14 protein-coding genes and 1 pseudogene are annotated in these 11,598 nt (G+C 31.1%); 2 read left to right on the top strand and 13 right to left on the bottom strand.

From position 1 onward, the window contains the following. Positions 1 to 217 precede the first annotated feature (217 nt). The 12 genes and pseudogenes from xerS to F4V44_RS28430 form a co-directional block, all read right to left on the bottom strand. Positions 218 to 1,339 carry a tyrosine recombinase XerS gene (gene xerS / locus F4V44_RS18575; protein WP_150441518.1) on the bottom strand — a complete coding sequence of 374 codons (1,122 nt, stop codon included), beginning with the start codon at positions 1,337 to 1,339 and terminating at the stop codon, positions 218 to 220. 184 nt (positions 1,340 to 1,523) lie between these two features. Then, on the bottom strand, positions 1,524 to 1,910 hold the full coding sequence (locus tag F4V44_RS18580) for a hypothetical protein (protein ID WP_150441519.1): 387 nt from the start codon (positions 1,908 to 1,910) through the stop codon (positions 1,524 to 1,526). A 59-nt stretch (positions 1,911 to 1,969) separates the two neighbouring features. Then, positions 1,970 to 2,374 carry a type VII toxin-antitoxin system HepT family RNase toxin gene (gene hepT / locus F4V44_RS18585; protein ID WP_150441520.1) on the bottom strand — a complete coding sequence of 135 codons (405 nt, stop codon included), beginning with the start codon at positions 2,372 to 2,374 and terminating at the stop codon, positions 1,970 to 1,972. Next, the gene (mntA, locus tag F4V44_RS18590; RefSeq protein WP_191090769.1) at positions 2,364 to 2,759 is read right to left on the bottom strand and encodes a type VII toxin-antitoxin system MntA family adenylyltransferase antitoxin; all 396 of its coding nucleotides are present in this window, start codon (positions 2,757 to 2,759) and stop codon (positions 2,364 to 2,366) included. The genes hepT and mntA overlap by 11 nt, the downstream gene beginning before the upstream one ends. Before the next feature lie 572 nt (positions 2,760 to 3,331). Next, complete coding sequence (locus F4V44_RS27510) at positions 3,332 to 3,508, bottom strand: hypothetical protein (protein WP_191090767.1); 177 nt, start codon at positions 3,506 to 3,508, stop codon at positions 3,332 to 3,334. A 343-nt stretch (positions 3,509 to 3,851) separates the two neighbouring features. Then, positions 3,852 to 4,517: a response regulator transcription factor gene (locus F4V44_RS18595; protein WP_150441522.1), complete on the bottom strand. Its 666-nt coding sequence runs from the start codon at positions 4,515 to 4,517 to the stop codon at positions 3,852 to 3,854. Beyond that, the gene (locus F4V44_RS18600; protein ID WP_150441523.1) at positions 4,510 to 6,852 is read right to left on the bottom strand and encodes a sensor histidine kinase; all 2,343 of its coding nucleotides are present in this window, start codon (positions 6,850 to 6,852) and stop codon (positions 4,510 to 4,512) included. The genes F4V44_RS18595 and F4V44_RS18600 overlap by 8 nt, the downstream gene beginning before the upstream one ends. Positions 6,853 to 6,895: 43 nt before the next feature. Next, complete coding sequence (gene comX / locus F4V44_RS18605) at positions 6,896 to 7,057, bottom strand: competence pheromone ComX (RefSeq protein ID WP_150441524.1); 162 nt, start codon at positions 7,055 to 7,057, stop codon at positions 6,896 to 6,898. A 19-nt stretch (positions 7,058 to 7,076) separates the two neighbouring features. Next, positions 7,077 to 7,991: a polyprenyl synthetase family protein gene (locus tag F4V44_RS18610; protein WP_191090768.1), complete on the bottom strand. Its 915-nt coding sequence runs from the start codon at positions 7,989 to 7,991 to the stop codon at positions 7,077 to 7,079. Positions 7,992 to 8,321: 330 nt separating this feature from the next. Further along, a pseudogene (locus F4V44_RS18615) lies at positions 8,322 to 8,620 on the bottom strand (hypothetical protein); the annotation flags it as partial. Further along, a complete protein-coding gene (locus tag F4V44_RS28185) occupies positions 8,595 to 8,729 on the bottom strand; it encodes a hypothetical protein (protein ID WP_263406669.1) in 135 nt (44 codons plus the stop codon). The pseudogene F4V44_RS18615 and the gene F4V44_RS28185, both read right to left, overlap by 26 nt. Before the next feature lie 3 nt (positions 8,730 to 8,732). Beyond that, entirely contained in the window at positions 8,733 to 8,819 is an 87-nt protein-coding gene (locus tag F4V44_RS28430; protein ID WP_396897505.1) for a helix-turn-helix domain-containing protein, read from the bottom strand. A 422-nt stretch (positions 8,820 to 9,241) separates the two neighbouring features. On the opposite strand from F4V44_RS28430, the gene F4V44_RS18625 reads away from it, so the two are divergent. Both F4V44_RS18625 and F4V44_RS18630 read left to right on the top strand, forming a co-directional pair. After that, positions 9,242 to 9,496 carry a DUF1292 domain-containing protein gene (locus tag F4V44_RS18625; RefSeq protein WP_150441526.1) on the top strand — a complete coding sequence of 85 codons (255 nt, stop codon included), beginning with the start codon at positions 9,242 to 9,244 and terminating at the stop codon, positions 9,494 to 9,496. A gap of 1,009 nt (positions 9,497 to 10,505) precedes the next feature. After that, positions 10,506 to 10,904, top strand: coding sequence for a hypothetical protein (locus F4V44_RS18630; RefSeq protein ID WP_150441527.1), 399 nt, complete (start codon positions 10,506 to 10,508; stop codon positions 10,902 to 10,904). Here F4V44_RS18630 and F4V44_RS18635 read toward each other — a convergent pair. Further along, entirely contained in the window at positions 10,899 to 11,255 is a 357-nt protein-coding gene (locus F4V44_RS18635) for a helix-turn-helix domain-containing protein (RefSeq protein WP_191090770.1), read from the bottom strand. The genes F4V44_RS18630 and F4V44_RS18635 overlap by 6 nt on opposite strands. Positions 11,256 to 11,598: the final 343 nt, after the last annotated feature.

Raw genomic sequence — 11,598 nt, forward strand, 5'->3', positions numbered from 1 at the left:
CCTGCACAAAATTGAAGAGGGAGTCTTCTGTCGGGAAATGATAAAATTGGGACTTAGACTCACGGCAGACCTGAATTAGTGTAACAAATGACTGAAGAGTTGAGACAGTTTAGCAAAAAATTACCCGTAGAGATATTATTCTACGGGTAATTTTTTGCTTTTGAAATATAACAAGCAACTGACTGATTTTGAAAACTTCTTTAATAATAAGTTAAATCTATTCATTTCTTTTTTTCTTCCTCCTTTGATCCAACAATTCAGCAGCTCTTCGTTGTTTTTCCCGACTGGTATTAATATAAAGTAGAGAAATATCCGATTGTGTATGCCCTAACTGATTCATGATAAGAGGGATATCCCCATTTGTTTGCTCGGCTAAATTGGTGGCATAAGTATGTCTAAGTTTATGAGGGGACATCCGCTTATCGAAGGATTTCGAGTATTTATAGACAATATTTTCTACTGCTCGGTTAGTTAAGGGTTGGCATAACCCTTTATAAGTTTTGACGAATACAAATTCATTTTCCCCATCACCAGCTTTATATTTTTCTTTTCTTACTGCTAAGTATTTATTTAAATCTTCGAGGGAAGAGGGGGTTATCGATACAGTATCTTTCTTACCGCCTTTTCGAACAACACTAATTTCTTTAGAGCTAAAATCTATATCCTTTATACGCAAATTAGTAAGCTCATTCACCCTGATCCCAGTTCCCAAGAAAAGACTGACAATGGCAAAATCTCTTTCTTTATCTCTTTTAAAATATTTTTTTTGAGAAGGAGAGAGGGAAGCTTCATATTCACGCTGCAAATAATCCAAAAATTCAAGATCCATATCACCAATAAAGATTTTATCGGTAATATTTTTAGCTCGTTCGTTAAACGTTTCCTTCACTTTCTTGATCGGTATCTTGGCCATGACATTTCTTTCGAAATAAGGTTTCCCTGTTTGAACCTCAGATTCCACTGTTAGATACTTATACAAAGAGCGAAGGGAGGATTTATGACGATTGACGGTTTTCAAATCAATTTGTTTCGTTTCATCATCTTTTTCAGAAACCTTGTACTTTTTACGGGCAAGATACTTAAAATAATTATTAGCGTCATCAAGTGAAAGTCCTGCTAAAGCTTCTATAGGAATGTCTTTAATACTCTTAGATTCAACAATACCTTCAGCTATCAACCACATAAAAAATTCTTTAAAATCTCGTACATAGTTAAATAAAGTAAGAGGGGAACGGATATCCCATTTATCATCCACATATTTAACAACATAAAAGGGCATTTCTTTTACTAACTTTTCTAAACGTTTTTCGTAATATTCATGTTGTTTGGTTATGGCCATTTTGACACCTCATTATTTTTTCTGCTGAATACGAGAAGGAGATGGTTATATAAATTATATGATTAATCATAATCAAACAGAAATAACTATTCGTATAATACAATTTTTACGAATAGTTTACCATAATTTAATTATGTTATTTAATTGATTGAATCCAACCGACATATGGAAGGGGGGAGGTTAATTATTTTTGTTCCTCTGGATAATAAAGATATTTCCGCAAACATACATCACGATGCTTTAATGTTTCACCCTTAAAACGTAACCATATTTCATCATCAGCCATGACACCATGTGTTTTACGGACAATAGCCCAGCGATTGTAGCTATTTAAGCCCAGTGCAGCAAGTAATTCATCTGCATTTACTCTTGTTTCGGGAAACACACGCCACTTCAACCATCTTTCTAACTCATCTTTAGTAATATAGCCTTCTGGATTAGGTGAAAATTGCTTATTAAAGCCCGTAATATAGTTGATAACATATGGTTTATCGCTCCCATTGGGTTTTAAATCAACATTCGCGATAATATCATCCATCAACATGACATCAAATTTTAAATAATCAATCATCTATTTTCACCCCAGATCGGCATTTTTTCGTAAACTAGATCGCTTAACGAATCTTTCTCTTAATATATAAGAATGGTTTTAGTGAACTGCATAAAGTCTACTAAATGGCTTTCTATAATTTTTTGTAAAATGAGTAAATTGATTTCTTGATAATCATGTACAGCGATATTTCTAAACCCAACCATCGCTTGCATCTTTTTGGAAAGGGATGAGGGGATGATACCTTCTGTTTCCAATAAGGTAAATGCATCACGACTAGTTTGAGGTAATCCTAATTTTTTCTCAGCAACAATATGCATAGCTAGGTCAATACTAGCTTCACAAGCTCGTTGAAGATTTAATATAATCGAATCTTGTTTAGTAAAATTTTTCAAATGTTCAGGGTTATTAGCGTATTCCTCATGTATCCGTTTAAGACATCGTTCAATAATGCTGATTTTATTGAGAATTACATCACTTTTCATAAATGGTCCCACTTTCCTCTATATTTTTTAGTATCGGAGAGCGTTCTTCGTTTAATTTGGTGTACATTTTTAAGGTTTTCATCTCAAATTGAACTCTTTTATGCTCATCAGTGCAATAGATTACTTTTCCAGTACTAACCACTTGAGCTTGGAACACTGTGCTGGCCTGACTTAGATCAATTAGATCTACATCTCTTTGAAGTTTGGAGGCCAATTCCTGTGCAATCAAAAATATCTCATATTGGTCTGAAACTTTATCATCACTAAGAAAAGCAATATCGATATCACTACTTTGACGAACGTTTCCTTTAACCGTTGAACCAAATAAGATGATTAAAAATGGAGATAATTTTTCAGTTAAAACGTCAGTAATAATCTGTTCCATATTCTTACTCAATGGCTAAAAACCTCCAAATATTTTCTTTTATTATAACAGAGATCTAATTCGCTTTTCTACTATTCGTAAAATATGGATTATACGAATAGTTGAAGATAAGCAAAATCCTTTTCAAAGATACTCCCCTTTTGGCAATTATGGTTTCCCCACAATTTATCAATTGTAAAAAATGGAGTTGCACTAGAACAAATGTAGTAAAGGAAAAAAGCGATCTTCTTAAATATCCAATTATCTTTAGGAAAGATCTTCAAAAATATGACCTGATAAAGCAAGACTTCTTCAAACTCCAGAATGGCACCCTTTTCTGCGAACCTAATAAAAATACATTTTAATAGAGTTTACTGATGATACCTCATTAAATCCAATGGATGTTTTAAAACCAACTAATTTAAATCCAGAAAAATCAAATGAAAATCAACCATTAACGTCCGCTGAATAACCCCTTGTTGTAATTGGCTAATTAAATGTTAAAATTTATTCCTTCTGCTCTTCCAATACTGTTTATCAGACTTATTAATGGAACTGTTATAGGAAAAATAATTGATAAATATACAGACTTTTCATAGTTCTATTTCCGATATTATTTTGTATTGGAAATTCAAAGGTAAACTATTCCTAATTGCATTTATAAAAAAATCAATTGCTTCTTCAGATTCAAATGTTATATGGCCAAGAATCTCATTTTCAACTTCGAGATCCTGCCCTTCTTTATCAAATATTTTGACCTTAATTTTCATAACAGCACTTCCCTAATATTTAAACAACTAAATTGAAACTTTAAATAAGATTATAATATTTTTAAAATTTTCTTAAATTCTTCTTTAGTTGTATTTGATTCCATTTGCTTATTTTACTAGTTCAACCCCCACCCTTCAGAAAGAAGATACTTTCGAAACACTTTCTTTGGACTTGACTTAACCGGAGGGTGGGTATGTAAGGCTTGGTAGGCCAACTGAAACATTCGCTTCAGCCTTTTAAGACCTGTCAACCAACGGAGGCTCCAAGTAAAACCCTAACCACTTATTAAATACGTTCATGTAAACAAGATAAAAGGTGAATTTTCTCAATATTTTTTTAATTTTATCCATTTTTAATTGTTAATTGCGATATTAAACCAAATTCTTTTGCTTTTATAAGTGCTTCTGTTCTTGAACTAACTCCAAGCTTAGAAAAAATTTTTGTTAAATTATACTCAATAGTTCGTTGACTCATAGACAGATTAATTGCAATAGCTTTATTTGTTAAACCTTTTGAAATTTGTTCTAGAATTTGTTGTTCTTTACTGGATAAGGAGATAGCTCCTAAATTCTGTATTCCCTCATTGGTTGTAGGACCTGTATCTACTCTTCTAAGTTGTCTTAATAGTCGTAGAGGAATTACTGCTTCTTCTCTTATTGCACATCTTATGGCTGTAATTAGTTGTTCCTTTGTATCAGTCTTACTTATAAATCCTGAAACCCCTGCCTCAATTAATAAATTATAGTGTGTTGGTATGTCAAATCCAGTATAAATAAGGATAATTGCATCAGGATTAATTTGTAATATAGCCTTGGTTAATTCGATACCATTTAACTTTGGCATATATAAATCTACTAAATAAACTTCATATTTTTCTTTCTTTATTTCTTCTAGAACTCTTTCACTATCTACAATTACATTAGCTTGTATATCATCCTCTTGTTCAATAATTGCTTTTGTCCCCTCACCAACTGCAGGATGATCATCTACAATCAATACCTTAATCATTTTCATCACTTCCAGTCGCTATTTCTATTAATACATTCATTCCTTTTCCCGGGCCGGAACAAATTTTAATCGTTCCTCCTATACTTCTAACTCTTTCTTTAATACCAGATAATCCGATTGTCTTAAAGGAGTCCTTTAATTGGGTCATATCCATTCCAATCCCATCATCTTGATATACTATAGTTAAAACTTGATTATATTCAGTTAAAGAAAGCTTTACATTAGTGGCCTTAGAATGTTTCATTGCATTATTTAATAACTCCTGTACTACACGATATAGAATCAATTCATATTCTTTTTCTACAATTTGTAAAGTTGACTCCAGTTTAGTGTGTAAAATGAAATTAGAACGTAATTTGGTTTGTTCAAATAAATATTGAATAGAATCAAAAAATCCTCGTTCGGTTAAAAAAGGAGGCCTTAACTCATTGCATGTTTCTCTAACTAAATGAATATTATCCAATATTCTTTCTTTAAGCTCATATAAATCATTTTTTATGGACTGATCTGTTACTTTTACTACGATGTTATCTACTTCTCTAAGGATCTGTAAGGAATCCTGTAGAACTGAATCGTGCAAATCAATCGATAAATTTAATCTTTCCTTTTCAGACAACGTAAATAATAATCTAGAAAGCCACGAAGGATAACTGTTAGATGTTTCCTTCTTTTGATTTTTGTAGGTTTCAATCTTCTGAAAAAGATCCTCAATTAATTGGAAGTTCTCCAGAAGAATGCCCGAAATATAGGCTAATGTTTCAAGCCATATTTTCTCTTGTATATTTAAATTTGTTTTAAATTTCTTCATCCCACAAAAGATGATGTTTTTATTCCGGTAATCTCCTCCAATGACGATGATAAATCCATCCACGAATTCAATCAATGACCCCATTCCATATTTAACCCAGTTAACCTTCTCTAGGTGATCAACTAAAACTGGAGAATAGTTATTTCGATTTTTCAGAAACCAGTTTGCTCCCTCACTATCTGCTTCCACTTCAATATATTCAATTCCTTCCACCATGAGCACATCACTTATTTCATTCATCAAATTCTGAATTAGGCTATTTACCTTTGTTTCATTCTTCGCCTTTTGGAAAAACTTATATAAGCTCGATTCAAAATGACTTTTTTGTGAAAATAAATGATGACTGATTTTATAATCCAAATATTCCTTCGTATATAAAAACAATATGGTGAAAATAAATAAAACAATAAAGGTTATGATTGTAAAACTAGATAATAGTTTGATATTTAGAATGAGTTTTAGTATTAAAATAGTGAAAAGAGTAAAAGGAAAAGACAATAAAGCATAATATCGCATCCGACTCAGTAAAAACTCTATATCAAACAATTTCTCTACTAATTGTAAATAAACGAAGGAGATTGGAATAACGATTAAGAAAGCAGCTGTAGTTTCGGCTAAAGCCAATTCTTTTCCAAATAGGGTTTTCGGGATCCCATAAAAACATAAAAAGGGACTAAATGCTACAAATAAAGTAAGCCCCAAGATTTTTAAAACGCCTCTCCCTTCAGAATTTCTACTCTTAATATAAAATTGAATCAAATGAAAAAACAAATATACAATTAGAATTAAGAACAAAAGTAATTGTATATTTCTACCAAAATTATATAATTTATCGAAGAATAGGCTAATAAAGATAAGGAAAAGAAAAAGAAGATTTATTGTATATAAGATTCGCAGTGACTTCATCCCAATAAAGACTAAATTGTATCTTAAAAAATAACTTTTTAAAAAATGGACGAATAGAATTAAAGAGAATGATAACGTTATAATATTTGAAATGGTCCCGATAATGTCTCCCCGAGAAGACACAGATGCACTTAAGTAACAAACTCCTATGGACAACAAAAAATAAATTAGAACAATTGCTGAACTATCATTCTTCTTCTTTCTATATATGAAAATACTTAATAAAATGGTCATGACAGTAAAGAAAAATGGTAAAAGTAAATAAAATAAATACTGAGAGTTTATATAGCTATGAGAGGTAGTATACATTTTGGTATTTACATTTTTATTCGAGATTGTAATGGAATCTGCCATTTCTACTCTTTTAAACCATTTTACAGTAGAATGGTTTTCTGGTTTTTGGTCATTAACAAGCTTTAATATATCGCCTTCTACTATTGGTTGGCTCGAAGCCCATCCATTTTCATATATATTTGCTACTATCCATTGACCACTTTCTTCTCTTACCTCCATTCCAATTAATGGGAATCTCAAAATAATAACTGTAAAATAAATCGTTAACGTAACTGCAAGTAGAATAGGAAGCCCCAAAATTGTATTATTAATAATAAACTTTTTCATGTTATCTCCTAAAAACAGGGGGAAATCCCTATTTTAAACTTTTTTATCTCCAGTAATAGGCCATTGGTGAGATTCGCTCCCCAAAGAATACTTCAAAAATAGCCTTTAACTCTTCATCATTTACTCCAACTAAACTTGCCGTTCCTTCTTTTACCTTCACTAACACATCTGCATTGTTGATTAGAAACTGTATAATATCTTGCATTCTTATCTCTCCTTTTCTATTAAAAGATATATTTTAATAACTTCTCAAGATAACGCTGTTCAATATCAAGCTGCTGTATTTCATTCATTGTTTTGTTTTGATAGATTGTCTTAATTACTTCCGTATAAATAATTGCCCCTGTCTCCACAAGCTTTTGATTAATTAATTCTTGATTCTTTATAATTTCACTTTTATTTACTTTATTTTGGTAATAATTATGGATGAATTGAATCTCTTTATCTCCACAGTTCAATAAAAAGATAATCGGAAGGCTATATTTTTTATGTAATAAGTCATTTTTCCCGTTCCAATTTTTTATATCCATTAAATCGTTATTTATCTGACCGATCAAACCAATATATTTTGAATAAGAATCAATCTCTACTGGATAGTCATTCCTTGCTAAGACTGCACCTGCTAAACACGCGAGAGCCACTAACGAACCAGATTTCTCGATCGACATCTCTATGTACTCCGATTCAGTCTTACAGATATTTAGAAGATCTTTATGCTGTCCATTTATTGATTGAAGAGCAAGGTCTTCTAGAATATCGAGTATTTTATTCTTATTCTTAAAGCTTGTATTTTTTATTACTTTTATACTTATAAATAGCAATGCTGTTGTTGCGTTTAATGCTAATTTTGATTCTGTAGACCAAGGTTTGTCCTTAGTATCTTCATCCTCAAAATCATCTAGTATATCAAATGAGAGAATCAATAGTTCCACTGCAGCAGCGATAGCATAAATTTCTTCAGTATCTGCTCCACTAAAGATATGATAGTGTAAAACAAGCAGTTCCCCAAAAGGAAATCCTTTTTCTGATTGATAATTAACAAATTGCAAGACCATGTCTCTTAACTCATTTTGCCTAATATATTCATTTACAATATTGTATAGAGACATTGTTATTTTATCAGAATCACTACCGTTCAATTCCTTCACTCCTTGAATTCTACTAAACATTAAATATTACTTTTGGACTATTCATGTTATTATAACCTATTATTTTCCTAGTAACACCACAATATTGTTTACGTAAATCCACAAACCTTTTTGCGGTCATTTTACGGGATGATAATTGTAAATAAACCACATAATGATATAGCCTTGAAAAGTTCTTTTGAAATCAATTATATCAAATTTTATAAAAATTCTGTTTCTGGTGCAAATTCTTGAAGAAAACATAATAAAGCGAAAGATTTCTAGTGACTCCTGGTCTTATGCAACTAGTCCAAACAGTTGATGGATGAATTCTTTTTGATTTTAGACAGACTTCTCCCTTTGAAGGGTCTGTCTTTTTTTGATCATGTGCATAGCCTCTATCACCACAATCATTCGTTTGGTAGTCCGTAAGAAATTTAATCCAAACATCGGGCGAATTCATTTTTTAATAAAGCGATGAAATAAGCTGGATTCTTATCTACTGTTATCACACGAGGCTTAGAAACGTGCGAAAAAGCCAAGGCTTTCCTAAAAAAGCGCATGATTGATGTATGAGCAATAGATAGTCCGCGTTCCTCCATCATTTCAACTAAATCACGAAAACTGAGGTTGTACCGTATATTGCTTTTTTAGTTCCGGAATGGCTTTTACTGTTTCATGCTTATTTAGACATTTACCCTTCCAATTATTTGCTGAAAGCTGGCCGTTTTGAACCATTTCTTCAACCATGTACTAATAAGCATCTTTGTTTTTCTGTTTTCCCAAAAAGAAGTTAAACACAAACCTAGAACAGCCTATCGTTTTATTAATCAGTTCCATTTGCTTTTTATTCGGAAAGATGCGAAACTTAAAGGCTTTGTTGACTAGGACTGTATTTCACCCCTTTTATCAGGAACATTGGTTCTCGTTATGCCATAGGAGGAAGGTTTTGGCTATCGCCAACCGACAGAAGACTCCCATCTACTCATTAAGCTATAGCCCAATGAGTAGATGGGAGTCTTCTGTCGCAAAACGATAAAAAGAACCGATAATGATACGGATACGATTTTTAGAACAATAACCAAAACAATCCTATGTAGAGGCAGCCGCTCGATCAACTCATGATTTCCATCTTTGTCTTTCACCTTCCTTTAATGATCTCCGAATTTAATGATAATTTTTTAATTTTCAAATCTAAATTGTCAACATTAGAAATAAACTTATTAAGGTAATTATCAACCAAGAAGGAGAGAAATTAACATATGATTGAAATAGGTGAAATCTTATCAATTTGTGATACGTCTAATCTAAAACAGGAAGTTAAAGTAATGGGAACAATAAATATGGAGAAAACAAAATATATTGCAGTTAGTTTTGTAAAGGAACTGTTTGAAGGAACTACCGATTACATTGATATCTATATATTAAAATTAGACCGGGATGGTGAACTTATAGGTCTTGAAAATAATGAGGAATTTGACAGAGTCTCCTCAGCTTTTAAAGACATAATGAAATAGACCTTGATAACAAGGTGTTTAGCTTGTCAAGACTGAGAGAGTATACCTGTTTTTTAGTACAACATTTACGAAATTCAAAGATTAAATGCTTAATTTTTCAGCTTTAGGAAATTAGAATTGTTTCGTCTTTAAAGGTTTTATTCAATTCCCTGGCCCGTTTATTAAAAAAACACAGTGTAACAAAATCTGTTTAAACATTAATTGCTACGTCGCAATTCCTAGAAAACGGCTATCAAACGTTAACCTTAGATAATTGATATTGCTCGGAATGTGTTGCGGAAATCCGCAATCATGATTACGTTTTCAATTAATATTATATAAGTTATGATATTTTAGAACAATTTCACCCTAAATTTGAAAACTAAATAGGGATGTTACTGTATCAAGGAAGACGGATTTACGGGGTTGATGCCTCCGGATTATCCTATGTTAATGATTCCCCATCAGTTTTGATAACAACTTAAGCTGTCGATACTTCTTCAGGAATTCCATTGTTTTCATTTTCTTAATATGTACACAACAAAGTCTTGCTTGGCCTTTTCCTTAAGACTTAACACCGTAGCTTTTGACTTTAGCACCTTAATGCAGATTAAAATTACTAAACATCAATATCTAAACTAATGAATACAATAGTTTGGATGTTCATTTTATAGAAATTTCAAATCATTTAAAAATTTACAAAAAAAATACAATTTAATCGTTAATGCAAATGTAAAATTATGGTATAGTTAAAAAGGTGTTTTTAGCTATTTTATCAAATTTTCGCTAGGGGGTAACTTAAGATGAGATAAGATATCTTTCCAGACTGTTTGAATCTGATCTGGATTAATCCGGCGGAGAAGCCATTTTGGCATTTAGACCACCCAGTTGCTTCTGGAAATTGAACGTGTTTTAATTAAGAAAAAATAAATTAATCCAATGTAATTCGTATAAATTTTATTTCTATAATAATAGCTAGGTTTAATAAAAATTTGAAATACTTTTTTCAATACCAAAATTGTGAGGCATTATGAAAGAAATTAACTTAATCCATCTTTTAAGCAATCTTATAAGAGATTATGAAAAGATGTACGAGACAATGGTATTTGAAGTTAAAAAGAAAAATAATACGTTTGTAACTACAAATGTAGATCAAAAAATACTCAATTTATTAAAGGTATCTCCAAATTCTATAATTGGAAAAACAATTGCTGATTTTCCTGTAAACAAAGAATCGAAAAAGAAACTGCTAGCTATTACTGAAAAGGCATGGACTGGAAAGGTAATGATTTACTATGACGTTGTTTTCACTAATAAGGATATACTTTTTGTTTGTTCTATAAAACCCGTCTTAAAAAATGGAAAAATAGAGAAATTGGAAGGACGTTGTGCTATATTGGATGGGATAGATTTTAAAGGTTACCTATGAATCATGATTAATAGCAGCTCGCAACTTTCTAATAATTTCGACGGCTAGATCTAGTTCTGATTCTGATAATTCTTTACCATCTAAAAAAAGACTATAGTCTTTAACATCCTTTGAATTAAGGTCTAAACGACGCATAAATTCTTGTTCTTCTGGTGAATATTGATTGGTCTCAAAAAAATAATTTAAATCTACCTTGTAAACAGTCGCAATTTTTTTCAATAAATGTAACGAAGGTTCATGTATACCTCTTTCAATTTTAGATAAATTACTGAAATCATAGTTAATCTTTTGAGCTAACACCTTTAAAGTATCCCCTCTTTTTTTACGAAGTTCCTTTATTCTATAGCTCAACATAATTTATACCACTCCATAAAATAATTCTTAAAATGTTACTTAAATGAAGAAAATAGAAAAATGGTCCTTACTCCTAAATATATTCATAATTAATATTTCTTAATATACAATAAATTTATTAAATTGAGTAAAGGTTCCGACACAAATTGGTAAATAATGAAAAATTATATTTTTAAATCGAAAAATATTGGTATCATATACCAAAAAGGGAATATAATTAAAATAAATAAAAAATAAATCTTTATTATATCCGATGTCGAAGGTTTTACCTTTTAAGCTATTTTTCGAAGTTCCTTTTATCATTTCCCGACAGAAGACTCCCTCTTCAATTTTGTGCAGG

Origin of the sequence: Niallia endozanthoxylica, assembly GCF_008710145.1 — a bacterium.
GTDB lineage: Bacteria > Bacillota > Bacilli > Bacillales > Cytobacillaceae > Bacillus_BD > Bacillus_BD endozanthoxylica.

Excerpts from the sequence above, each read along its gene's own strand:
- F4V44_RS28185 (WP_263406669.1), bottom strand. The coding sequence starts at position 8,729 with ATGGTTGAAGAAATGGTTCAAAACGGCCAGCTTTCAGCAAATAATTGG.
- F4V44_RS18580 (WP_150441519.1), bottom strand. The coding sequence starts at position 1,910 with ATGATTGATTATTTAAAATTTGATGTCATGTTGATGGATGATATTATC.
- xerS (WP_150441518.1), bottom strand. The coding sequence starts at position 1,339 with ATGGCCATAACCAAACAACATGAATATTACGAAAAACGTTTAGAAAAG.
- F4V44_RS18630 (WP_150441527.1), top strand. The coding sequence starts at position 10,506 with ATGAAAGAAATTAACTTAATCCATCTTTTAAGCAATCTTATAAGAGAT.
- F4V44_RS28430 (WP_396897505.1), bottom strand. The coding sequence starts at position 8,819 with ATGGAACTGATTAATAAAACGATAGGCTGTTCTAGGTTTGTGTTTAAC.
- F4V44_RS18600 (WP_150441523.1), bottom strand. The coding sequence starts at position 6,852 with ATGAAAAAGTTTATTATTAATAATACAATTTTGGGGCTTCCTATTCTA.
- mntA (WP_191090769.1), bottom strand. The coding sequence starts at position 2,759 with ATGGAACAGATTATTACTGACGTTTTAACTGAAAAATTATCTCCATTT.
- F4V44_RS27510 (WP_191090767.1), bottom strand. The coding sequence starts at position 3,508 with ATGAAAATTAAGGTCAAAATATTTGATAAAGAAGGGCAGGATCTCGAA.
- F4V44_RS18595 (WP_150441522.1), bottom strand. The coding sequence starts at position 4,517 with ATGATTAAGGTATTGATTGTAGATGATCATCCTGCAGTTGGTGAGGGG.
- comX (WP_150441524.1), bottom strand. The coding sequence starts at position 7,057 with ATGCAAGATATTATACAGTTTCTAATCAACAATGCAGATGTGTTAGTG.
- F4V44_RS18625 (WP_150441526.1), top strand. The coding sequence starts at position 9,242 with ATGATTGAAATAGGTGAAATCTTATCAATTTGTGATACGTCTAATCTA.
- hepT (WP_150441520.1), bottom strand. The coding sequence starts at position 2,374 with ATGAAAAGTGATGTAATTCTCAATAAAATCAGCATTATTGAACGATGT.